Source organism: Novosphingobium sp. HNCC26BN242 (assembly GCF_057180525.1).
Map to the genome: position 1 here is coordinate 962,905 of NZ_JBXUGM010000001.1, position 24,257 is coordinate 987,161.

Consider the following 24,257-nt stretch of genomic DNA (forward strand, 5'->3'; position numbering starts at 1 on the left):
CCCGATTGCGGGAGGGATTTATCCAAATCTCCCCTCCCGCCTGCGGGAGGGGTTGGGGGAGGGCATGTTTACCTGCCCAAAGCCTCCACCAACCGCTCCCGCAACCACACCCGCGCAACCTCGTTCGAAAAGCTGTGTGATCCGCTGTCAATCCGCTGCAAACGCGGATCGGCGCTGTCCCACACCTCGGCAAACATCTGCGCGGTGCGATCATTGCTCGCCAGCAGGATGGAAACTGGCCCGGAAAACGCCGCTAGCCCAGCTTTCATTTCGTCCACCAGCCCGCAAGGCGCAACCGGTGTTACTGCGGCGGCACTGCGCAACCCCTTGAATAGCTTGCCCAAATTTACCCCGCCAGTGAGAAACCGCCACACTTCGCGCGGATTGGTCAGCTTGGCCAGATAGCGGCTGCGAATGGCCGAAGCGGGCATCGCTTGCGGCGCTTCCTCGCCATCAATCGTCCACGGATTGGCCAGCACCAGCCCTGCGAGTGGCAGGTCAGGCGCGAACAGCATCAGCGCCGCCGCTGCATCGCAATTCCCGAATGCCACAATGCGCGAAACATGCGGAGCCGCGGCTTTGAACGCAGCGACCGCCGCCGCGATGTCAGGCCCGGAGTGCCGAAAACTCGCGTTCTCGCCTTCGCTGTCACCCACCCCGCGCCGGTCATAGCGGAACACCGGAAACCCCTCACGCGCCAGTTTCGCGGCCAGTTGCGCCTGCCCGCACCACGCGCCTGCACGCAATTCGTTCCCGCCCGACACGAGCAGCAGCCCGGTCGCGCCGCTCGCCTGCCCGATGTCGAGCGTGCCAAACAGCCGGGCGCCCTCACACAGAAAAGTCACATGGCGGCGCGTCATGCCGCAATCTCTGTCAGCACGATCTTCGCCAGCGCAGCCGATTGCTCCGGCGCTGCTGCAGGTTCCGCGCGCAGCCACAAGCCTCCGCCGCCAAGCTCGCCTTGGGCCACAATTCGCTGGCCCTCGATCTGCGCCACCGCCGTTTCCAGTCCGGCGATCAGCGAAGCGCCAAAGCGCCAGCCCGCCAATTCCAGCCCTTTGGTGCGCCCGGTTTCGAGCAGCCCAGCGCTGTCCTCTTGCTGCCCCGCCTCACGCGCAACGATCACCCGCGCGCGGATCAACTGGCGCAGGAGTGATCCGCCCTTGGCCGGTTCCAGCACCAGCCCCGGCAGCGTGTGCGGAAACACCAGCGCCCCGCCGCGCACCGCCAGCACATCGGTTGCGCCAAAATGCCGCGCCGCCTGCACCATCGCGCGCCGCCAGCCGTGCAGGCTTTGCGCGGAAAAGTCCTGTAAACTCTCATTGCAGCCGGGCAGATCTGGCAGAAAGCTGTCCACGCCCGCGTTATCCAACAGGCGCATCGTATCGACCAGCATCCGCCGCATGCGGTTGGCTTCATCGAACAGGGCAGGGACGATCAGCAGCCGCGCCTTGCGCCCGCGATCAAAGGCTAGCGCATATTCCTCGCTCTGCCCGTCAGGGCCGGGGCAGGGCCAGGTTGCGATCACGCCTCAGGCCTTCTCGGCGACCTTGGCTTCGAGAAAGGCCAACAGATTGCCATAGCTTTCGAGCAACTCGCCATCGACCTCGTCATCCTCGATCACCACGTCGAGCCGGTCCTCGATCTCGGTCAGCAGGCCTGCAACGGCCATCGAATCCAGCTCGGGCAAATCGCCGAACAGGCCGGTTGACGCATCGAACCCAGCCACCCGTTCGGTGGAGAGTCCAAGCACGTCGCAAAGGATCGCGCGCAGGGTGCTATCGGTGTCGCTCATCGTATCCCGGTACCGTTCAGGTGCGTATAGGTGCAGTTAGGTGCATCTAGGTGTCGTTCAGAACTTGGCCCTTAACCATCGCGGTTCGGGGAAACAAGGGGTTGCAGCTTGTGCCTCCCCATAGCCCGGATGAGTTCAGGCCAGTGCCGCACCGCACCCTTGCGCCACGCCCGTACGCGCCAGCGGGTGCGCACCTCCTCCATCCAATCGCGCTTATAAGGATCATCGCCGGTGCCAAAGTCCACGAGCAAAACGCCATCGCGATCAATCACATGCTCGAACATCGCCGCGCTCAGCAGCGTGCCGGGCGATTGTTTGCGAAAGCGCTCATCATGCGCCAATTTGTGGATGAAGGCCGTGCCCCCCTCCACGGTCCAGAATTGCGCCGCCACCGGTTGACCGCCAATCTCGGCTATCCCCAGCCGCATGCGGCCAGCCGCGCCATCCATTTCCGCCCAGCGCCGGAGAAAATCGGGTGAGCCTTCGCCGGGCTTCCAGCTAAGCTTGTAGACAGACTCGTAAGCATCCCAATCGGCGGGAGAAAATTCGGTGACGATGCGCAAGGCGACTTCGCTCTTGCGCCCCTTGCGCCGCACCGTTTCGCGCAGCGCGCCGGGGCGGGCGGCCCAGTATTCGGCAAAGCTGCGGCCCTTCACAGGCAGTATGTGGTTCATGTCGCAAGGTTCTGAAATCACGGCCCAACCTGTGCTGCGTAGCGCCTTGGCCAAGGCCTGTGCGTCTTCTTTCGGCATCGGCGCGAACGAGGCGCGGCCTGCTGGCAAGGTTCGTGTGATTCCTGAGAGAAGCGCACTATCCCCAAGCGGAGAAACGATAAAATTGTACCAGTTGGCCAGCGCCTCGGCCCCGCCATGCGCCTCCATCCACGGCAGCGCGGCCACCCGCGCGCCGTCTGTTGCCACGCTGATGCGCGGGGCAGCGGGGGCGAGGCACATTTCGGCCAGCAGCGCGAGCCAGTCCAGCCGTTCGAACGGGGATGCGCCTTGCACGGCAAGAACGCCCGCATCTGCTTGCGCTTCGTTAAGACTGGCGTGATAGACCTTCAAAACGATTGATATTCCCTGACCGAGACCTGCGTGCCCGAAAGCCCCGATCCCACTGTTTTTCCGCTCGATCACCTCGCGCTCCGGGGCGAAAGGTCCGCGCCCGCGCTGGTGCTGCGGGACCGCACTCTTAGCCACGAAGAGTTAAACGCACGTGTAGGCGCCCTGGCGGCTTGGCTGAAATCGCACGTGGGGCAAGCGGGCGCGCGGGTGGCCACGTGGTTGCCCAAGACCGAACTGGCCTGCCTGATGCCGCTGGCGGCGGTGCGCGCGGGGCTGGTCCACGTGCCGATAAATCCCCTGCTAAAGCGCGCACAAGTGGCGCATATCCTTGGCGATTCCGGGGCGAGCCTGTTGATATCCAACAAGGCACGGATCGGCACACTGGAGGCGGAAGACGCGGCTTGTGAAGTGTTTGAGGAACTAGCGGTCTGGGCTAAGGTCGCAGCGCTGGGCGAGGAACTGCAGCCATCCGATGCCGCGCCAAATAGCTTGGCCGCGATCCTCTATACCAGCGGATCGACCGGGCGGCCCAAGGGGGTGATGCTTTCGCAAGCCAACTTGTGGCTGGGCGCGGTCAGCGTGGCGCATTATCTGAAGATCACACCTGCAGACCGCGTGCTGGCAGTGCTGCCACTGGCGTTTGATTACGGGCAAAACCAGTTGCTTTCGAGCTGGTATGCGGGCGCTAGCGTGGTGCCGCTCGATTACCTGACACCGCGCGACGTGGCAAAAGCGGTGGCGAAACATGGGGTTACGACCATCGCCGCCGTGCCACCATTGTGGTTGCAACTGGCTGAACTCGATTGGCCGGAGGACGCGGCGGCCAGTTTGCGCCGCCTTACCAACAGCGGCGGCGCATTGACGGTGCCGCTGGTGCGCGCGCTGCGGGCGAAGTTTCCGCAGGCCGATCTCTATCCGATGTACGGGCTGACCGAGGCGTTCCGCTCTACCTATCTCGACCCGGCGCTGGTGGACGAACATCCTACCTCTATGGGCAAGGCCATTCCCTTTGCAGAAGTGCTTGTCGTCAATGACTTGGGTGCCGAAGCTGGCACGGAGGAAGAAGGCGAACTGGTCCATACCGGGCCGCTTGTGGCGCAAGGGTACTGGCAGGATGCGCAGCGCACGGCTGAACGATTTAAGCCAGCGCCTGCGTTTTCCAAGCTGGGCGGCATGGCCGTCTGGTCGGGCGACAGGGTGCGGCGCGATGCGGCAGGTTTGCTGCACTTTGTCGGGCGGCGCGATGCGATGATCAAGACCAGCGGCAATCGCGTAAGCCCGCAGGAAGTGGAAGAAGCGGCGGTGGCAACCGGGATCGTGGCCGAGGCGGTGGCGCTGGGCCTGCCCGATCCGCAACTGGGGCAGGCGATCCATCTGGTAGTGCGCGCGGCTTCCGGCGCTGCGGCCGATGACCTGATCCCGGCGCTCACGCGGGCACTGCCCAATTTCATGGTGCCGCGCCACGTGCATTGGCGCGCCGAAATGCCTGTCAGCCCGAATGGTAAGCTAGACCGGGTTGCGCTGGCCGCCGAACTGGCTGAGGAAGCTACGCGATGAAGCCGCTCGGCCCGATACCTTCCGGATTTGACGCCATCGACGGCGTGTTGGCGATTGACGGACGCAAGGTGACCGATCTGGTGGCCGCAGCGGGCAGCACGCCGCTATTCGTCTATTCCCGCGCGATGCTGTCCGCCAAGGCAACCGCCTTGCGCTCGGCGATGCCGCAGCGGCTGACGATACATTACGCCATAAAGGCAAACCCTTACGCGCCGCTTTTGCAGCACATGCTGAGTCTGGTGGACGGGTTCGATATCGCTTCAGGCGGAGAGCTGGCCATCGTGCAGGCCGCCGGGATTGATCCGTCACGGGTAAGTTTTGCCGGGCCGGGCAAGCGCGATGCCGAACTGGAAGCGGCGATTGCCGCAGGCGTAACGCTGAACCTTGAATCCGAAGGCGAGGCGAGCCGTGCGCTGGCCATTGCCGAAAAGCTGGGCGTCACGCCCAAGCTGGCAATCCGCGTCAATCCCGAGTTCGATCTGAAAGGATCGGGCATGAAGATGGGCGGCGGGGCCAAGCCGTTTGGCATCGACGAGGACCGCGTACCCGCGCTCGGCCGAAAGCTGATCGCTGCCGGGGCGGATTGGCGCGGCTTTCATATCTTTGCAGGCAGTCAGGCGCTTTCAGCAGATGCGATCATCGAGACGCAGCGGCAAACGCTGGCGCTGGCCGCGCGGCTGGCGGACGAAATCGGTGCCGTGCTGCCCAAGTGCAATCTGGGCGGCGGATTTGGCATTCCCTATTTTCCCGGCGACGAACCGGTGGACATCGTGGCCGTGGGCGCAGCGCTGGAAGAACGCTTTGCCAACCTGCCCGATGCGTTGAAAGACACCGCATTCTGCATCGAGCTGGGCCGCTATCTCGTTGGCGAATCAGGCGTTTATCTGGCCACAGTGGTGGACCGCAAGGAAAGCCACGGCGAGGTCTATCTCGTGACGGATGGCGGGCTGCATCACCAGCTTGCCGCATCGGGCAACTTCGGCACGGTGGTGCGCCGCAACTATCCCAGCGCCATTGCCACGCGTTTTGGCGCAGGGGTTGAGGAAGAGGCCAGCATCGTGGGATGCCTATGCACCCCGCTGGACCGATTGGCCGACAAGGGCGGATTTCCGCGGGCTGATGTGGGCGATCTGGTCGCAATTTTTTGCGCAGGTGCTTATGGAGCGACCGCCAGCCCGGCAGCGTTCCTTGGCCAAGGGCCAGCTGGCGAGCTACTGATCTGAAAATCCTTGTGTGACAGCGCGATAGGTTTTCGCTGTTAACACATGCAATACGTACAGTCCCGCTTCGGGACAGCGGCGAATGCCGCCTTGGCGTCACCCTTCTCAGCAATCAAGGCTAACGCAATCTTCACCCTTTTTGGCGATAGCCGAGCGTGAATTGCGGTCTTTGCCACCTGCGCGCTTCGGCGTCGGGGGGAAGGGATAGCCGCAGCAAGAAGGAAGACCCATGCCTTTGAATGCCCACGTAACCCGCATGCTTGCCGGCACCGCGATGCTGAGCCTTGCGTTGACCGGGTGCAGCGGAGTGGGCGGCGGACAGCAGCTTCCACCGGCTTCGTTTGTGGCCTTGCAGGAAGGGCCGGGCGAGGAATACGTGATCGGCCCGCTTGATGAACTGACGATCTTCGTCTGGCGGAACCCCGAACTGGGTGCGCAAGTACAGGTGCGGCCCGATGGGCGCATTACCACGCCGCTGATCACCGACATGCCCGCCGTGGGCAAGACGCCTTCGATGCTGTCCGAAGACATCAAGCTCCAGCTTTCGCAATATATTCAGGAACCGATCGTTTCGGTCATCGTCAACAAGTTTGCGGGCACCTTCAGCCAGCAAGTGCGCATCGTGGGGGCGACCGAAAAGCCCGCATCGATCCCGTTCCGCGCGAATATGACGCTGCTCGATGCGATGATCGCAGTGGGTGGCCTGTCCGAATATGCAGCGGGTAACAAGGCGCGGCTGGTGCGGTTCGACAAGCAATCGGGCAACCAGAAGGAATATTCGGTGCGCATCGGCGATCTGCTGCGCAAGGGCGATACGAAGGCCAACGTGCTGCTGATGCCCGGTGACGTGATCATCATCCCTGAGTCGATGTTCTGATCGGCGGGCGGGGGACACGGCGGCCATGACCAACATCTATGAAGAGGTGCGCATCGCGCTTCACGGCATCTGGACCCGGCGCTGGATTGCGCTGGCGATTGCTTGGGCGGTGTGCCTTGCGGGCTGGCTGGTGGTGGCGATGGTGCCCAACAGCTATGAATCCAAGGCGCGCATATTCGTTCAGATCGATGATGTGCTGGCCGACCAGATCGGCATCGGCGGTGATCGCAAGCGCGATATCGAGCGGGTGCGGCAGACGCTGACCAGTTCGGTCAACCTTGAAAAGGTGATCCGTGCGACCCGGCTTGGCGACAAGGTGACCGACGACAAGCAGATGCAGGCAGCGGTGGCGGGCCTATCCAAGAACGTGCGAGTGGTGAGCCAGCAGGACAACTTGTTCGAGATTACCGGATTTGCAGGCGGCGGCGGGCGCGATGATGGTGAAAACGCCAAGCTGGCGCAGGACATCGTGCAGAAGATGATCGATATCTTCCGCGAGGAGAACCTTGCAGGCGGGCGCGGCGAGATGACCGATACGCTGGCCTTCATGGACCAGCAACTGGCCAGCCGCAAAAAGGATCTGGAAGCCGCCGAACTGAAGCGGACGGAATTTGAGGCCAAGAATGTCGGGTTCATTCCCGGCATCGGTTCGATCAGCACCAAGCTGGAAGCCGCGCGCGGGCAATTGCGCGATGTTGAATCGAACCTGCTGGCTGCCCAGAGCGCACTGGCTTCGATCAACGGGCAGCTTTCGGGCACGCCGCAGACGATTGCCGTGGCCGGGCCTGCCGGTGGTGCCAAGGGCGCACTGGCGCAGGCGCAATCCGATCTGGCATCGATGCGCGCACGCGGGCTGACCGACAGCCATCCCGATGTGATTGCCGTAAAGGGCCAGATTTCCGGCCTGCAAAAGGCGGCAGCGGGTGAAGGCGGCGGCGGTGGCACGCTGAATCCGGCCTATTCCTCGCTGATTTCGATCAAGGCTGATCGTGAGGCGAGCATCGTTGCGTTGCAATCGCGCAAGGGATCGCTCCAGTCCGAAATCGCGCAGCTTTCAGCCCAGCAGTTCAGTGAGCCGACCGTGGCCGCCGAAGCTGCGCGCATCAGCCGCGATTATGATGTGTACAAGGAACAGTACGACAAGCTGCTGCGCGACCGCGAACAGCTGCGTTTGCGCGGACAGGTGGAGACCGAGCGCGATGCGGTGAAGTTCGAAGTGATCGATCCGCCGACGATGCCGACCGGTCCCTCTGCGCCGGATCGTCCGCTGTTGCTCATGCTGGTGCTGGTTGTAGGGATCGGCGCTGGCGGTGCGGGGGCCTTCGCGCTGGCACAGCTGAAGTCTGCCTATGCCACCACGGGGCAACTGGAGCGGTCGACTGGCTTGCAAGTCTTGGGCGCGGTGTCCGAGGCGGTTACGCGGGTGGCGCGGGCGCAGCGGGCAAAGCGGCTCAAATGGTTTGCAGGCGGCGTGGCTGGCCTGTTCGTGGTCCTGTTCGTCCTGCTCGGCGTGGAAATGCTGAAGCGCGGCATGGTGGCTTGAGGAGGATCGCGCGATGACCGACCAGAGCAAGATCCCGCTTCCGCCGCAGTTCGATGCGCCTAGAGCCCCGGCATCTGGCCCATCGCTGATCGAGCGGGCATCGGGCACTTTCGATTTCCGCACGCTCACTCGCCCGGTGTTACCTGACCTGCCGCCAGCGCCAGAGCCTCGGATCAAGCCGCAGCCTGCGCCCGCGCAAGAGGCAGCGGTACCGGTGCAGCCTGTGACTGCGTCGCCTGCGCCCTTTGCCCCTCCGCCGCCGGAACGGGTGATCGAGGTGAGTCGGTTCACGGGGGCTTTCCACAAGATCGACCGCGAACATCTGCGAGAACAGTGCATTATCGAGCCGGAAAGCGCGGTGACCGGAACGCTTGAAGAGTTCCGCATTATCAAGCGCCAGTTACTGCGTGTGGCAGCTGAATCGCGTGCAGGGCAGGGCAGCCTCCACGGCGAACGCATCCTGATCGCATCAGCGCACCCCGGGGAGGGCAAGACCTTTTGCGCGGTGAATCTGGCGATTTCCATCGCGGCTGAGAAGGACAACGAGGTTCTGCTGGTCGATGCCGATTTCGCCAAGCCTTCGGTCCTGTCCACACTTGGCCTGCCGGGAGGGAAAGGGCTGATGGACGCACTGGCCGATCCTTCGCTGCCGGTGGAAGACTGTGTGATCGGCACCGATATTGCCGGGCTTTATGTGCTGCCAGCTGGCAATGCGACGGGGTCTGACACGGAATATCTGGCGTCTGCCCGCACCAATGCGGTGCTGGACCGCCTGACCGCGCATTCGCCCAACCGCATCGTCATCTTCGATTCGCCCCCCGTGCTGGCCGCATCGCCTGCCACGGTGCTGGCCAACCATGTCGGCCAGACAGTCGTTGTGGTGCGCGCTGATATGACCGGAGAGGCTGCGCTGCGCGATGCCGTGGGCCTGCTGGGTGCGTGCGACGACATCAAACTCCTGCTGAATGGCACCCGCTTTTCGACCACGGGCCGCCGCTTTGGCTCTTATTACGGATATAAGGAATGACCAGACCGGCTCTTCCCCTCCGCTTGGCTCTGCTGGCTGCCACGGCTTTCGTCGCGGCTCCTGCCCATGCCCAGTCTCTCGGATACGAAAACGTGGATGGCGGCGATAGTGCTGCCTCCGGCGGATCTTCCAGCCTGCGCACCACGGTGCGGCCTTATATCGAGGCTGTGCAGAACGTGCTGTGGGAACTGGCCCCCGGCGACGAGGTGCTGACCTACAGCTCGCTGGCAGCGGGCGTGGACGTGGCCTTGCGCGGGCGGCGGACTGAAGGTGCGATTTCGGTGCGGTACGAACGTCGCATCTCGCAGTCTGATCGCGTGGCTGACGGCGATACGCTCTCGGGCCTTGCTCGGGTGCGTTATGACGTTATCCCGCGCACGCTGTCTGTTGAAGCAGGCGCGCTGGCGACGCGCACCAACATCGGCCTTGGCGGAGCATCGGCGATCAATGCGTTGGCCACCAACGACGCGGTGAGCCAGATATATTCGCTTTATGCAGGGCCTGCTTTGTCGACCCATGTCGGCGATGTGGCGCTCTCGGCCTCCTACCTTGTCGGGTACAACCGGCTTGAGCAGGACAATGTGCTGCAAGGATCCGCCGGGCAGCCATTGAACGATATCTTTGACGATTCGTTCGTGCAGTCCGGCCAGATTTCCGCAGGTATTGCGCCGGGCACGGTCCTGCCGGTGGGTGTGACGGCTTCGGGATCGTATTTCCAGGAAGACATATCAAACCTCGATCAGCGCGTGCGCGATGTGCGCGGTGGGGTGCAGGTGACGTATCCGGTGACGCAGACTCTCGCCGTGGTGGGGGCCATCGGGTACGAGGATGTCGAGATTTCCTCGCGCGATGCGGTCCGTGATGGCACTGGCGCTGCGGTGATCGGCAGCGATGGCCGCTTCGTGACGGACAAGTCGCAGCCGCGCCAGATCGCTTATGAGACGGACGGCCTGACGTGGGATGCAGGCGTGATGTGGCGGCCCAGCCGTCGCACCGCACTCTCCGCCTTCGTCGGCCGCCGCTATGACAGCACGACGTATTACGGCAGTTTCTCCTATGTGCCCGATGCGCGCAGCCAGTTGACCATTGCCGCGTTCGACAACGTTTCGGGCTTTGGCGGTCAGGTGACGCGCGCGTTGCGTGATCTGCCGACCGATTTTGAAGTGACGCGCAATCCCTTCAACGGCCAGATCGGAGGCTGCGCCAACGGATCGCAAAGCGGCGGCTGCGTGAACAACGCGCTGTCATCGGTATCATCGGCCGTATTCCGCGCGCGTGGCATCAACGGCACCTATTCGCGCCAGATCGGCCGCCTGACCGCTGGGATCGGCGCAGGCTACATTCGCCGCAGCTTTATCGCGCGCGAGGATTCGGTGCTGGGTGCCGCCAACGGCGTGCTGGACGAGAGCTATTACGTGAACGCTGGGCTGAATGGCCCGATCGACCGCCGGTCCAGCTTCTCGGTCTCGGCCTATTCCGCGTGGTTTGAGCCGGGCACGACCGGTGCCGGAAGTACCACGGCCATGGGCGCGAATGCCGCCTATTTCCGCAACCTGACAGACCGCTTAGCAGCATCCGCAGCCATCGGTTTGGATAGTTTTAACCAAACTTTGCTTGAAGATCAGGTCATTGCTTCTGCCCTTCTGGGCCTGCGCTATACCTTCTGATGCCTGGAGACGGCTGATGTACGATGAATTCTATGGCCTGACCGGACGCCCGTTCCAGCTAACGCCCGACCCGCGCTTTTATTTCGAGAGTGGGACGCACCGCAAGGCGCTGTCCTATCTCGGCTATGGCTTGGCGCAAGGCGAAGGCTTTATCGTCATCACCGGAGAAGTGGGCGCGGGCAAATCGACGCTGGCCGCACACCTGATGGCCTCGGTAGACCGTTCGCGGTTGACCGCAGCGCAAATCGTAACCTCGGCGCTGGATGGCGAAGAGCTGATCCACGTGGCCGCGCGCGCGTTCGGGCTGGAAGTGGCAGGCCATGACAAGGCCACCGCGCTCGCGCAGATCGAGGCGTTCCTGCACCACGAAGCGCGCGAAGGGCGTCGTTGCCTGCTGGTGGTGGACGAATCGCAGAACCTTTCGGTCGAAGCACTGGAAGAACTGCGCATGCTCTCCAACTTCCAACTGGGCGCGCATCCGCTGTTGCAGATCCTGCTGCTGGGCCAGCCTGAATTCCGCACGCTGCTGCAGACCTCGCCCGATCTTGAGCAATTACGCCAGCGCGTGATTGCCTCGCACCATCTCGATGCGATGGAGCCTTCAGAAGTGGGCGCTTATGTTGAACACCGGCTGGCGCTGGTCGGCTGGCAGGGCCGCCCGCAGTTCGATGCGCGCGTCTTTGCCGATCTGGCCAAGGCCAGCGGCGGGGTGCCGCGCCGGGTGAACCAGATCATAAATCGCCTGCTGCTGATGGGTGCCGTCGAACAGCGTGACCATGTTGATGCGGCCATGCTGCAGGCAGTGCTGAACGATCTTGCAGGTGATGGCGGGTTCACCACTGCCCGGCCAAAGGTGACGCCGGTTCCTGCAGCCGAAGCCCCCGTGGTTGAACTGCCATCTGCGCAAACTCCGCAGAGCTTTGCTGCACCCGTCCCTTCATTCGACGACAGCGTCTGGCGCGCCGCCTTGGCCGAGCGTGACGAGCAGATCGCCGAATTGCAGCAGGCCATCATCGAACTGGCCGACATGCGCGCCGCGCCTGCCGAAGCGATTGTGCCGGACTTTGCGCTTCAGGCGCAGATGGAGGCCAAGCTGGAAGAGGCCGACCGCCGTATCGCCGCGCTCGAAGCCCGTCCGGTGAGCGATGATGCCGCGATCAGCGAGGAAATGGTCGCCGCGCTCGAAGAAGCCCATCGCCGTATCACCGCGCTGGAAAGCCGCCCCAATGACGAAGAGGTCGCCGCAGCCTTTGCCGAGGTCCAGCGCCGCATCGCCAGCCTTGAGGTGCGCACGGCCGAGCAGGAAACCGCGATTCGCCACACGCTGACCATGCTGATTGAATGGATCGAAACCGAAGATTTCCACCGCGCCGCGGCCTGAGCGGCAAACTTTTGGGGTGACAGCAATGACCGCGCCGTCGCAGGTGCTGAACGGCCTTTCGGTCGACGTCGAAGACTGGTTTCAGGTCGGCGCGTTCGAAACCGTGATCGACCGCAAGGACTGGGATGGCCTGACCTGCCGGGTTGAGCGCAACTGTGCGCGAATCCTTGCGCTGTTCGATGCTGCGGGGGTGAAGGGCACGTTCTTCACGCTGGGCTGGATCGCGCAGCGCTATCCCCAGATGATGCGGCAGATCGCCGATGCGGGCCACGAAATCGCCAGCCACGGCTGGGACCACGCCCGCGTGTTTACGCTGGGCCGCCAGGCTTTTGCCGCTGACATCATCCACGCGCGCCACGTGCTGGAAGACGTAACCGGCCAGCGCGTGAGCGGCTATCGCGCACCCAGCTTTTCCATCGATGCGCGCACACCGTGGGCGCACGAGGTGCTGGCCGAACAGGGCTATGCCTATTCCTCCTCGGTCGCGCCGGTGGTGCATGACCATTATGGCTGGCGCGAGGCTCCGCGTTTCACGTTCCGCCCGGTGGAAGGGGCTGACCTGATCGAAATCCCGGTCACAACCGCCGAAGTCGCCGGCCGTCGCATGGCGGCGGGTGGGGGCGGGTTCTTCCGTCTGCTACCTTATGCGGTATCGCGCTGGGCCATCCGGCAGGTGAACTTGCGCGATGGGCGGCCTGCGGTGTTCTATTTCCACCCTTGGGAAATCGATCCCGATCAGCCGCGCCCGCCGGTGGCCCCGCTGAAATCGCGGATGCGGCACTATACCAATCTGGATGTCATGGCGGCAAAGCTGGAACGACTGGTGGCCGAATTCCGCTGGGGCCGCATGGACGAAGTGGCAGCCATCGAAGCCGCGCGCACGCCAATGAAACGTGCGGCATGAACGCGCCGTTCTTTCCGGCAAGCGCGGTGGCGCGACTGGCCGATCCGGGGGATCGGGGGGCGATTGCGCGTTTCCTCGCCGACCACCCCGATACGACCGCGTTTCACCGCCCTGAATGGCTGGACGCGGTCGAGCGTTCGACCGGACACAAGACGCACCTGCTCCTGTCCGAACAGAACGGCGCAATTCGCAGCGTTTTGCCGCTGCACGAAGCGCATTCGCCGCTGTTCGGCCGCGCGCTGGTTTCCACCGGCTTTGGCGTCGGCGGCGGCGTGGTGGGTGAAGGCGATGCGGCGCTATTTGTAGCCGCGCAGGAACTGGCGGTGCGGCTCAACTGCCCCAGCCTTGAACTGCGCGGCGGGCCTTTGCCCGATGCCGCAGGCTGGCACATAAAGACCGACAGCCACGCCGGGTTCGTCATGCCGCTGGCGGCAGATCATGAGGCGCAACTGCTCACTATCCCGCGCAAGCAGCGCGCCGAAGTGCGGCGCGGGCTGGGCCACGGCATGGAAGTGCGCACCGGGCGCAGCACCGATGACCGGGCGATGCACTATGCGGTCTATTCTGAATCCGTCCGCAATCTGGGCACGCCGGTTTTTCCAAAGCGCCTGTTCGAGGCAGTGCTCGATGGATTTGGCGATGATGCCGATATTCTCACGGTGCTTCACGAAGGCCGACCGCTCGCCTCGGTGCTGAGCCTATACCATCGCGGCGCGGTCATGCCCTACTGGGGCGGCGGCGTATTCGCCGCGCGCACGATGCGCGCCAACGACGTGATGTACTATGCGCTGATGAACCACGCGCGCGCCAAGGGCTGTGATCGGTTCGATTTCGGACGGTCAAAGGTCGATACCGGGGCCTATCACTTCAAGCGCAACTGGGGCTTTGCGGCCGAGCCGCTGAGCTATGCGCACTGGACTGCCGATGGAAAGGCCCCGCGCGACGTCAATCCGCTCAGCCCGCGCTATCAGGCCAAGATCAAGCTATGGCAGAAGTTGCCGCTCTCGGTCGCGAACCGCATCGGGCCGTTCATTGCGAACGGTCTGGCATGAGCGAAGTCCTGTTCCTTGCCCACCGCATCCCGTTTCCGCCTGATCGGGGGGACAAGATCCGTTCATGCCATGTGCTGCGCCACATTGCAGCGTTGGCGCCGGTTCACGTCGCCTGCTTTGCCGATGACGAGGGCGATATGGGCCACGAGCCGGACCTTGCCACCGTGGCCAAAACCCACTGCCTGATCCGCCGCACTCGCTCGCTGAAACTGGCAGGCGTTGAGGCGCTGGCGACCGGCAAGCCGGTCAGCCTGACCGCCTTTGCCGACAAGGCCATCGCTGCCTATGTGGCGCGGGTGCTAGCCGAGCGCCCAATCAGCGCGATCTATGTCTTTTCAGGGCAAATGGCGCAGTACATTCCGACAGACTTCGCAGGCCGCGTGGTGATGGATTTCGTCGATGTCGATTCGGCCAAGTTCGAAGCCTACGCCGCGCAAGGCCGCTTTCCGGTGAACCAGCTGTATGCCCGTGAGGCGCGGCTGATGTCGCGGTTTGAAAGCGATGTTGCGCGCCGCGTTGACGCAAGCCTGCTGGTGACGCCCGATGAAGCCGCGCTGTTTCGCCAGCGGCTGACGCCGGGCGTGCAGCCAAACGTTATCGCGCTGGGCAATGGCATCGATACCGATTTCTTTGATCCCGCAGGCATGCCCGCCGCGCCGGAAATAGCGGGCGAGGGGCCGCAGCTGACCTTTACCGGCCAGATGGACTATCCGCCCAATATCGCCGCTGTCACGATGTTTGCGCATGAAGTCATGCCGCAAATCCGCGCCGTGTTTCCGCAAGCGCGCTTCAACGTGGTGGGCCGTGCGCCTACGCTGGCGGTGCGTTCGCTTGAAGGCGTGAACGGCACACGCGTGACCGGCGCGGTGCTTGATGTGCGTCCGTGGATTGCCGGGGCCGACCTTGTTGTAGCCCCACTAACCATCGCGCGCGGGGTGCAGAACAAGGTGCTTGAAGCCATGGCCATGGCGCGCCCGGTGCTGGCGACGCCCGAAGCGGCCACCGGCATTGCGGCGCGTGATGGGCACGAAATCATGGTTGCTTCGGGGGCTGATGGGCTGGCGAAGCAGGCGCTCAGCTTGCTGCATGACAAGGTCCGCGCCGCCACCATTGGCCAGTCCGCGCGCGCTTTCGTGCTGGAAAAGTGCGGTTGGGCTAGCGTTCTGGCGCCTCTGGCGGGACTGCTCGGCCTGACAGGGCCGGAGGCGCAAAGCGTTGCCGCGTAATCTGGCCATTGATGCCCCCATCGGGCGGGCTTGGGCTGCGCTGCCTGCGCAATGGCGGCGTGCCTTAAGCTTTCTGGCGTTCGCTTGGGCGGCCAATCTGGTGCTGTTCGCCGGCGACTGGAAGGCGATGTTCCTGCAATGGTGGGATTCATCGACCTACAATCACGTGCTGCTGATCCCCTTCATTCTCGGCTGGCTTATTTCACTGCGTTGGCGCGAAGTGGTGAAGATTGCTCCGCAGGGCTGGTGGCCGGGGCTGGTGCTGTTTGCCGGGGCAGGTTTCCTGTGGCTGCTGGGCAGCTTTGCTGGCGTCGCGCTCGCCACGCAGCTTGGCGCGGTGCTTATGGCGCAGGCTAGCGTGCTTACGCTGCTCGGCCCGCGCGCCTCGGCGGCATTGCTGTTCCCGCTGGCCTACATGATCTTTCTGGTGCCCGCAGGCGATGAACTGATCCCCACGCTGCAAACGATCACTGCTGCCATCACCATGGCCTTGCTCGATATTTCGAACGTGCCCGCGCACATCGAAGGCGTGTTCATCACCACGCCGGGCGGCTATTTCGAAGTGGCCGAGGCCTGTTCGGGCGTGAAATTCCTGATCGCGATGATCGCCTATGGCGCGCTCGTGGCCAATGTTTGCTTCCGCTCATGGCCGCGTCGGATTGCCTTCATGGCCTTGAGCGTGGTCCTGCCCATCCTTGCCAACGGGATGCGGGCGTGGGGCACGATCTTCATCGCGCAAAGCCAGGGCATCGAATTTGCGGTCGGGTTCGATCACATCTTCTACGGCTGGATATTCTTTGCAGTGGTCATGGGCTTGGTCATGGCTGTTGCGTGGCGGTTCTTTGACCGCGCAATTGACGACCGGATGGTCGATGCCGATGCGGTTGCGGCCAGCCCGCTGCTGGCACGCCTTGCAGCGTTCAATCTTGGGCAGGGACGGGCGCTTGGCGCAATGGGGGCGCTTGCCGCACTGTTCATCGTCTGGGGTGCATGGGCCAACCAGCTTGAAGCACAAGTGCCTGCGCGCATTGCCTTTCCGGCGGTGCAGGGCTGGCAGCAGATCGATTATGCCCCGCGCGCGGCATGGAAACCGCGCCACACCGGGGCCTCGCACGTGCTGCTGGGTCGATTCCGCGATGCGGCGGGGCATACAGTAGATATTTCCTACGCGCTCTATTCCGCGCAGAGCGAAGGGCGTGAGGCTGGGGGCTTTGGCGAAGGCGTGCTGACGCCCGACACCGGCTGGGCGTGGGAACGTTCGCCCGCGTCACTGGCGGGCGGTCAGGCAGACCGCATCCAGACTGCGGGGCCGGTGCATCGGCTGGCGGAGACTTTCTATCGTTCGGGCGATCTGCTGACTGGCAGCAACAGCCGCCTGAAACTGCAGAACATTCTCGACCGGCTGCTGCTGCGCGAACAGACGACGGCAACGTTAATCCTCAGCGCCGAAGACGGCTTAGCGGGGCAACTTTCGGCGGAACAATCAATGCGGGCCTTCCTCGCAGCCGCTGGACCGGTTGACGCGTGGATGGACCGCGCTGGTTCTGGCCGCTAGGGCCACGCCATGTGCGGAATAGCCGGAATTATCCATACCGAGGGCCTCAAGCCAGTCGATCCTGACCGCGTTCGCCGCATGTGCGATGCCATCGCGCATCGCGGGCCGGATGGCGAGGGCGTGTGGACCGCGCCGGGCGTCGGTCTTGGTCACCGCCGTCTGTCGATCATCGACCTTGCCGGATCGCCGCAGCCCATGATGGCGGCTGAGGGCGATGCGGTGATCGTCTTCAACGGCGAGGTCTACAACTTCCGCGAATTGCGGGCAGACCTTCAGGCGCTGGGCGCCACGTTTCGCACCGATGGCGATACCGAGGTGATCCTGCAGGCATGGCGGCACTGGGGCGTGGATTGCCTGCCGCGCCTCCACGGTATGTTCGCCTTTGCTCTCCATGACCTGCGCCAGCGCACCACGCTTCTGGCGCGGGACCGGTTGGGCGTGAAGCCGCTGTTCACTGCGCGCCTATCAGACGGAGCGGTGATTTTCGGGTCTGAACTCAAAGCCTTGCTGGCGCATCCTTCGTTGCGGCGTGAGATCGATCCGCTGGCGGTGGAAGATTACCTCGCGTGGGGCTATGTGCCAGATCACCGCTCGATCCTGAAGGGCGTGGAGAAGCTGCCCGCCGGGCATTATCAACTGCTCCGCCCCGATGCGCCCCAGAGTACGGCGTTGCCCGCGCCGGTGCAGTGGTGGGACATTTCCTTTGCTGATCGCACCAAGGGCAATGCCGAAGACCTTGGAGCGCACCTGCTGCATCACATGCGCGAAGGAGTCACCTCGCGCATGATTTCCGACGTACCGCTGGGCGCGTTCCTCTCAGGCGGGGTCGACAGCTCCAGCGTAGTCGCGCTGATGGCCGAGGCGAGTACGAACCCGGTCAAGACCTGCTCCATCGGATTTGACGTCTCCGCGCTCGACGAGACCGCCTATGCCGACCGCATTGCGGAGCAATACCGCACACAGCACTGGAAACGCACGGTTTCAGCCGAAGACTTTTCGCTGGTTGACCGGCTTGCAGGCATGTTCGACGAGCCCTTTGCTGATGCTTCTGCACTCCCCACCTTCCGCGTGTGCGAACTGGCGCGCGAGCATGTGACGGTGGCGCTTTCGGGCGATGGCGCGGACGAGGCGTTCGCCGGATACCGCCGCCAGACCTTCCATCACCGCGAAGAACAGGCCCGCCGCCTGCTGCCTGCCGCTTTGCGCAAACCGCTGTTCGGCGGCCTCGGCGCGATCTGGCCCAAGGCGGACTGGGCGCCGCGCCCGCTGCGCGCCAAGACCACGCTGCTTAGCCTCGCCGCATCGGGGGAAGAAGGCTATGCTCGCGCGCTTGCCGCCACATCGCCCGAGCTGCGCGAGACGCTCTATAGCCCTGATTTCAAACGCCTGCGCGGTAACTATCGCGCCGAACAGCCGCTGATCGATCTGATGCGCAATGCGCCCGCCCGCTCCGGGCTGGACCGCGCGCAATACGCAGATCTCAAATTCTACATGCCCGGCGATATCCTGACCAAAGTTGACCGCACCAGCATGGCGGTGGGCCTTGAGGCGCGTGAGCCGCTGCTTGACCATCGGCTGGTGGAATTCGGCGCGCGCCTGCCCGAATCAATGCGCGTGCGCGGCACCACCGGCAAATGGCTGATCAAGCAGACGATGCGCCGCTACCTGCCCGAAGATGTGCTGTTTCGCCCGAAGATGGGTTTTGTCACCCCAATCGCCCAGTGGCTGCGCGGTCCGCTGGCTCACGAGGCGCGCGGGCTTGCCTCCAATGGGGTGCTGGCAACTACTGGTTGGTTCGATTCAGCGCGGATCGAATGGATTGCAGAGGCCCACATCGCAGGTCGCGCCGATCACAGCCGGCTGATCTGGCAGCTGCTTATGTTACGGAAATCATTCGAAGCGATTAGTTGATTCCGTCTTAATTTTACGCGCGCTGGTAAGGTGATCTTCACCATTACGGACTAATCCCATGGTGAAACAATCGCTGTGGGTCCATGCTGAAGAAACTGCGCTCCCCGCTGTATCTCGCGCTGCTTCTTCCAGCCTTGCTGGTCTATGCCAGCGATCTGCTTTCGCCGATCGACCATATTTTCCAGAATGTTCGCGCCAAAATTGGCGGTCACGCCGCATCGCAAAGCACGATTGTCCTGACGTTCGATGATGGCGTGAATGCCAGTGAAAAGTCAGTTGTCGATTCGAAGCGGTTGGCAACCGTGCTCAGCAATGTGGCCATGCAGATGCCGCAGCGGGTGTTCATCGACAGTCCGGTTAAGTTCGGGGAAAATCCTGCCGGTGACAAGGAATTGGTCGCCGCCATTGATAGGTTAAGGCCCGATGTTGCTGTCGTCGTTCGCAGCAAGCGGATCGCAGGACCAAACGGTGCATTCGGGAACGACGATTTCGATATTCCTGAACCGGCCAGCATCGCTGGCGCCCCTGTGGTGCTTTCGGCCTGGCACGCAAACTTTATTGATTTTGCACTGTTCACCGATCAGGCAATTCCCATTGGCAAGGTCCACTATCCAATTTTCCCCGCGGTGCTGGCCAACACCGGTGGTGTCAAGCAGGGTAAGTTCGCCCCCGATTACCAGTTGCAGCCTGAAACGATTCCGCATCTGAAAGCCGCGAAGTTCCTGAGCGGAGATTACCCGCCGGGGTTGCTGACCGGGCGCACTGTCATCATCAATTCGGCGGGCGTAGCCTCGCCTATCGGCTATTTTGGACGGATGCGGCTGCACCCACTGGCGCTTGATCTTGCCGGTGCCGACGCGTTGAAAAAGCCATTCGCGCTGTTTTTCAAAGGGTTGCCCCTGCTTTTAGTGGTCTGGGGGTTGATTCTGCTTGGCAGCCGTTCGCTGCAGCGCCGCCAAAAGCTGGTCTTCTATGGCGGCGCCATGGTGACTCTTGTGGGGTTGCCTGTCGTACTGCAACTGCTGGGCATCAAGCTCGACATCGGCGGTGCCATGCTCTGCTTGGTCATCTATGGTAGTGGCCGTCTCTGGCAAAAGCGCATGCGCCGGGTGCAGCACACCAGCACATCGGGCCTGCCCAATCTGCTGGCGCTTAGCACGTATCCGCTGCAGGTCGGTTGCGATGTGGTGGTTGCTGTTATCGCCCGCTACGAGGAGATTCTCGCCACTCTGCCCAAGGAACTGCACGGCGAATGTGCCCGCCAGATTGCCCGCAGGCTTGCGGTCGGCTCGGGCATTGAAACCATTTACAACAGCGATGGCGGCCACTTTGCCTGGACCGAAGAGGCCCGGCCGCTGGAAATGCAGCTTAACCACCTCGAAGGCCTGCGCGCCCTGTTTTCAGCGCCACTTCAGATCGGCAGCTACACGTTCGATACCAACATTCACTTCGGGCTTGACCGCAATGAAGGCATCGATGCCCCAACACGTGTGAATTCCGCCCTTGCCAGTGCCAACGATGCGCTGGCCAGTGGCCGGTCGGTCGAACTGTTCGAGGCCGAGCGTCTGGCCGAAGCGCCGTGGGAACTGTCGTTACATGCGCGGATTGATGAAGGCCTGCGCAATGGCGAAATCTGGCTCGCCTTTCAAAGCCAGTGGGACATGCGCGAATCCCGCCCTTGCGGTGCCGAGGCCCTGATCCGCTGGAGCCACCCCACGCGCGGCCCGATTGCGCCCGATGCCTTCATTCTGCAGGCCGAACGCGCGGGGCGGATTGATGCCCTGACCTATTGGGTGGTGGACGAAGCCATCACGGCAGCGCTTGCCATGTCCGTGCTCGATCAGAATTTCCAGATGAGCGTTAACCTTTCAGCGCAAATGGTGGACAAACCCTCGCTCGTTCCCAATTTCAGCGAGATCGTCCGCCGCCGCAACATCGATCCGCACCGTTTGACGATCGAGGTGACCGAAACGTCCAGCGTGCGCAATCGGCCCGCTGCGGTTCATAACCTGTCGCAATTGCGCGCGATGGGCTTCCGCTTGTCGATCGATGATTTCGGCACGGGCGAGGCCAGCCTTGCCTATCTGGCCGACCTGCCCAGCGACGAGTTGAAACTGGACCGTCGCTTCGTGTCCCGGTTGCTGACGCAGAAGCGAGACCGGGAAATCATCCGCTCTACCATCGATCTGGCCCATGCGCTGGGGCAGATCGTCGTTGCCGAAGGAATCGAAGACGAAGCGACATACATGGCGTTGTCAAGAATGGGGTGCGATGTGGGGCAGGGGTATTTCCTCGGTCGTCCACAACCCTTTGCTGATTTTCATCAGTGGTATGTCAAATTGGGACAGAGACGAAAGGGCAGTGTTTAGAGTTTGTTAACCATTAAACTTTCTGTTAACTATGCGCCTCCACTTCTGGATGGAGGTCCTGATGTTCGATATCCTTCGCTGGCTGTTCCTCGGCTGATATTTCGGGAAAAGTCCCGGTAGTCCGGGCTTTCCCGCAGCGCAAACAAGCGGCTCAGCCTTCCTGAAAAGGAAAGCAGAGCCGCTTTTTTGTGTCCGGGCTGGTGCTACGTTTGGTTAACGCGGGTATTAGTTAACGTGCCGTTTGGATAAGGTTTTAGGCTGATCGAGCCGTCAACGCCGTTTCAGCCGCCAGCGGCCTACCGGGAGCAATCTCAGGTTTGCAGATCCATCCATCCCGGCAGGTCGCCCAATCGGGCGAGTTGCACGAACCGGGGATGACGTTCGGGCACTGCCGTCACTTCATGCGCCCAGGCATCAGGTTGCGGGATATAAGCAGCCCATGCGCCTGCTTTCAGGGCAGGGTGTATGTCAGATCGCAAGGAATCCCCGGCCATTACGGCTTTGTCCGCGGCCACGTCGTATCGCTCGAACAAGTCGGTAAACAGTTCGGTAGTCTTGTCGCTAACGATTTCGATCCCGCTGAACATCTGGCCCAGGCCCGATGCAGACAGCTTCGCTTCCTGATGCAGCAAGTCGCCCTTCGTCACCAGCACCAACCGCCCACGAGCGCTGAGCGCTTCGAGCGTTTCGGCAATTCCGTCAAACAGTTCCACCGGGTGCGCCAACAAGTCTCGCCCGGCTTCTAGAATGCCCGCGATCACGCCTTTGGGCAGGGGATCGCCGACAAGTTCCAAAGCCGTCTCGATCATCGACAGGGTAAAGCCCTTGGCACCATAGCCATAGAGCTTCAGGTTGCGCGCCTCGCACGCCTCCAGCACGCTGCGCGCTACCTGCCGGTCGGTAAACGGCGCAATTAGCGCATAGAGCGCCTCTTCGGTGGCGTTGAAGTGGCGCATGTTGTGCCACAGCGTATCGTCGGCATCCAGACAGATCAGCTTAATCGCCACGGCGGGGCCTCACGGGAAAGTGTAGATCACAAGGGAATGGGGCGCACACTTTTCCTGCTTGCGCTCAGAACAGGTCGTGCCTCGGCCCAGCTACTAAGCAGGGTTGTGCCTTTTTAGAAAGTCATCGAGCGCTTCCAACAGCGCTTCGCGATCAGCCGTACGCGTAAAGTAGTGGTCGGTCTTGGGCAGAGACACAAACTCCACTTCCTTGCCAGCCGCTTTCATCTTGCTGAACATGCTTTGGGATTGCCCATGATCGACGGTCAGGTCTTTCTTGCCGTGGATCAGCAGCATCGGTGCCTTGATCCGGTCGACGAAGTTGATCGGTGATACCGCCTGAAAGTCTGGCGTCATGTTTTGCCACTGCTCACGATAGCGCTTGCCATAAAGCATGTCGCCGAAGTCATTGACCTCTCTTCGTAAATTGGCGACGCCTGCGATTGACACCGAACAGCGCCACAGGGCGGTGTCACGCGCAGCGCCCCACATGGCAACATATCCACCATAGCTGGCACCTACCACGCAAGCTCGCTTCGCGTCGGCCATGCCCTGTTTCACCGCCCAGCCAAGAGCATCGTTGACGTCATCCTGCATGGCAAAGCCCATTTGGCCTAAGCCGCGCCTCTCAAATGCTTCACCGTAGCCGGTTGATCCCCGGAAGTTGGGCTGAATCACCAGATAACCCCGACTGGCAATGAATTGCGCCCAATAATCCCAATCCAGCGTGTCATGCGCCCACGGACCACCATGCGGCATGATGACGACAGGCAGGTTTTTGGCTTCCCGTCCCGGTGGCGTGGTTACGATCGCTTCGATTTCCAGGCCGTCGCGGGCGTGATATTTCATCGCCGCGACTTTTCCGGCCGGCTTGTTGTTGGTCTCGCTGTTCAGGTTGGCAAACAGCCTTAGTTTGCCGTCGGCCAGATCGAAATAGTAAAGTCGCCCGGCCTCATTGGCTTTGTCGATGCGCACCAGCATCTGCTGGCGATTGGCTGAAAGACTGACAATGCGCGCGCGGCGGCCCTTGGTGCTCTGTTCGAACGCCTTCTGCAACTCGTCGAGATCTGGATCAAGCCAGTGAAGCGGTTCAGTGCTGCGTCCGCCGAGATAGACGCCGAGCAGTTCGTTGCCGGCATCGTCATAGCGCACACCGTCAATCGTGGTGCCCTCGGGCGCTTCATACAGCGTCTGCAGGACAGCACCCGTGCCAAGGTCGAGTTCCAGCAAGGCATCGTGCTTTTCCTTGCTGCCTGCACTCGCCGAAGTTGCAGCATCAACCGAACGGATGACAATCGCCTTGTTTTCGTTCGCACGGATTAGAACCGGCACTTCCAGATTGTCAAAACCAGCCCGGCTGACGCGGTCGAATGACGCGCCTTTCTTTGGTCGGTGCAGAAGCGTTCGCACGCCCCGCGCGACATCAGTGGATATCACTGCCCGCACCACGCCTGCCGGATCGACGATCCAATCAAAAACATCGGTCCGGCCCGCAAGCTCAATTTGCTTTCGGCCATTCGTCACATCGACGGAATAGATGGCAGGCCAGAAATCGTTGCCCATGTAGATCGAATTCTGGCCGGATATCAAAACTTTGGTAGAGCCGTCGCTGGGTATATAGAGGACATGCGCAGCGTTTTGCCCGCCCAGATCCCACAGCAGACGGGTAAACTTTCCGGTTATGCGGTCGTATGATATTATGCGTGAGATATAAGCACGATCACCATCGCCAAGCGGGCGAATAGCACGCAGGTGGATCAGTACAGTGTTGTTTCCAACCCATTGAAGGCGGCTAACCTCGGTATCTTCGGGCAGCTTTGCCTGCTTCAGGCCCTCTGTTTCAAAGGGGGAAATGATCACGACGCGTTGCGAACCTTCGACCGCGAACAAGCCGGTAATCCACCGTCCGTCGGGCGAAAGTTTGGCGCCTTCGACGAACGGCAACTGCGCATAGGCGGCGACCGATGGAGGACCGGATGCGGCGAGAGGTGGTTCAGCTGGAGCAGCGGCGGGGCCAGAGACAGGAGCTGGCAAGCCAGGAGTTTCCTGCGCCACGGCCACATTCAGGATAACCGCGAGGGACATCCCCGCATAGAGGATGTTTC

19 protein-coding genes are annotated in these 24,257 nt (G+C 62.4%); 13 read left to right on the forward strand and 6 right to left on the reverse strand.

Annotated elements, in window-relative coordinates; all coding sequences use genetic code 11:
* Positions 1-68: 68 nt before the first annotated feature.
* From AC2A1F_RS04560 to AC2A1F_RS04575, 4 genes are all read right to left on the reverse strand, one after another.
* Positions 69-860 (reverse strand): hydrolase 1, exosortase A system-associated, encoded by a 792-nt coding sequence (locus AC2A1F_RS04560; RefSeq protein WP_484207562.1) that lies wholly within the window; start codon positions 858-860, stop codon positions 69-71.
* A complete protein-coding gene (locus tag AC2A1F_RS04565; RefSeq protein WP_484207563.1) occupies positions 857-1,528 on the reverse strand; it encodes an alpha/beta hydrolase family protein in 672 nt (223 codons plus the stop codon). The genes AC2A1F_RS04560 and AC2A1F_RS04565 overlap by 4 nt, the downstream gene beginning before the upstream one ends.
* 3 nt (positions 1,529-1,531) lie before the next feature.
* Complete coding sequence (locus AC2A1F_RS04570; RefSeq protein ID WP_484207564.1) at positions 1,532-1,795, reverse strand: acyl carrier protein; 264 nt, start codon at positions 1,793-1,795, stop codon at positions 1,532-1,534.
* A 71-nt stretch (positions 1,796-1,866) separates the two neighbouring features.
* Positions 1,867-2,859, reverse strand: coding sequence for a GNAT family N-acetyltransferase (locus AC2A1F_RS04575; protein WP_484207565.1), 993 nt, complete (start codon positions 2,857-2,859; stop codon positions 1,867-1,869).
* A 30-nt stretch (positions 2,860-2,889) separates the two neighbouring features.
* Between AC2A1F_RS04575 and AC2A1F_RS04580 the strand changes: the two genes are divergently transcribed.
* The 13 genes from AC2A1F_RS04580 (at position 2,890) to AC2A1F_RS04640 (ending at position 21,148) form a co-directional block, all read left to right on the forward strand.
* On the forward strand, positions 2,890-4,416 hold the full coding sequence (locus AC2A1F_RS04580) for an acyl-CoA ligase (AMP-forming), exosortase A system-associated (protein ID WP_484207566.1): 1,527 nt from the start codon (positions 2,890-2,892) through the stop codon (positions 4,414-4,416).
* A complete protein-coding gene (locus AC2A1F_RS04585) occupies positions 4,413-5,639 on the forward strand; it encodes a pyridoxal-dependent decarboxylase, exosortase A system-associated (RefSeq protein WP_484207567.1) in 1,227 nt (408 codons plus the stop codon). Before AC2A1F_RS04580 ends, AC2A1F_RS04585 begins: the two co-directional genes overlap by 4 nt.
* Before the next feature lie 226 nt (positions 5,640-5,865).
* A complete protein-coding gene (locus AC2A1F_RS04590; RefSeq protein ID WP_484207568.1) occupies positions 5,866-6,513 on the forward strand; it encodes an XrtA/PEP-CTERM system exopolysaccharide export protein in 648 nt (215 codons plus the stop codon).
* Between the two features lie 25 nt (positions 6,514-6,538).
* Positions 6,539-8,056, forward strand: a complete 1,518-nt coding sequence (locus tag AC2A1F_RS04595; protein ID WP_484207569.1) for an XrtA system polysaccharide chain length determinant — start codon at positions 6,539-6,541, stop codon at positions 8,054-8,056.
* 13 nt (positions 8,057-8,069) lie between these two features.
* Positions 8,070-9,083, forward strand: coding sequence for an AAA family ATPase (locus AC2A1F_RS04600; RefSeq protein ID WP_484207570.1), 1,014 nt, complete (start codon positions 8,070-8,072; stop codon positions 9,081-9,083).
* Positions 9,080-10,750: a preprotein translocase subunit YajC gene (locus AC2A1F_RS04605; RefSeq protein ID WP_484207571.1), complete on the forward strand. Its 1,671-nt coding sequence runs from the start codon at positions 9,080-9,082 to the stop codon at positions 10,748-10,750. Before AC2A1F_RS04600 ends, AC2A1F_RS04605 begins: the two co-directional genes overlap by 4 nt.
* Before the next feature lie 16 nt (positions 10,751-10,766).
* Positions 10,767-12,131 carry an XrtA/PEP-CTERM system-associated ATPase gene (locus AC2A1F_RS04610; protein WP_484207572.1) on the forward strand — a complete coding sequence of 455 codons (1,365 nt, stop codon included), beginning with the start codon at positions 10,767-10,769 and terminating at the stop codon, positions 12,129-12,131.
* 25 nt (positions 12,132-12,156) lie between these two features.
* A complete protein-coding gene (locus AC2A1F_RS04615) occupies positions 12,157-13,035 on the forward strand; it encodes an XrtA system polysaccharide deacetylase (RefSeq protein WP_484207573.1) in 879 nt (292 codons plus the stop codon).
* A complete protein-coding gene (locus tag AC2A1F_RS04620; protein ID WP_484207574.1) occupies positions 13,032-14,087 on the forward strand; it encodes a FemAB family XrtA/PEP-CTERM system-associated protein in 1,056 nt (351 codons plus the stop codon). The genes AC2A1F_RS04615 and AC2A1F_RS04620 overlap by 4 nt, the downstream gene beginning before the upstream one ends.
* On the forward strand, positions 14,084-15,313 hold the full coding sequence (locus AC2A1F_RS04625; protein WP_484207575.1) for a TIGR03087 family PEP-CTERM/XrtA system glycosyltransferase: 1,230 nt from the start codon (positions 14,084-14,086) through the stop codon (positions 15,311-15,313). Before AC2A1F_RS04620 ends, AC2A1F_RS04625 begins: the two co-directional genes overlap by 4 nt.
* On the forward strand, positions 15,303-16,868 hold the full coding sequence (gene xrtA / locus AC2A1F_RS04630) for an exosortase A (RefSeq protein WP_484207576.1): 1,566 nt from the start codon (positions 15,303-15,305) through the stop codon (positions 16,866-16,868). Before AC2A1F_RS04625 ends, xrtA begins: the two co-directional genes overlap by 11 nt.
* A 9-nt stretch (positions 16,869-16,877) precedes the next feature.
* Positions 16,878-18,779, forward strand: a complete 1,902-nt coding sequence (locus tag AC2A1F_RS04635) for an XrtA/PEP-CTERM system amidotransferase (protein ID WP_484207577.1) — start codon at positions 16,878-16,880, stop codon at positions 18,777-18,779.
* Between the two features lie 83 nt (positions 18,780-18,862).
* Complete coding sequence (locus tag AC2A1F_RS04640) at positions 18,863-21,148, forward strand: EAL domain-containing protein (protein WP_484207578.1); 2,286 nt, start codon at positions 18,863-18,865, stop codon at positions 21,146-21,148.
* A gap of 311 nt (positions 21,149-21,459) precedes the next feature.
* Here the strand turns inward: AC2A1F_RS04640 and AC2A1F_RS04645 are convergent, their stop codons facing one another.
* Together AC2A1F_RS04645 and AC2A1F_RS04650 are read right to left on the reverse strand one after the other, a co-directional pair.
* Positions 21,460-22,155: an HAD family hydrolase gene (locus AC2A1F_RS04645; RefSeq protein WP_484207579.1), complete on the reverse strand. Its 696-nt coding sequence runs from the start codon at positions 22,153-22,155 to the stop codon at positions 21,460-21,462.
* Between the two features lie 93 nt (positions 22,156-22,248).
* On the reverse strand, positions 22,249-24,237 hold the full coding sequence (locus AC2A1F_RS04650) for an alpha/beta hydrolase family protein (RefSeq protein WP_484207580.1): 1,989 nt from the start codon (positions 24,235-24,237) through the stop codon (positions 22,249-22,251).
* Positions 24,238-24,257 lie beyond the last annotated feature (20 nt).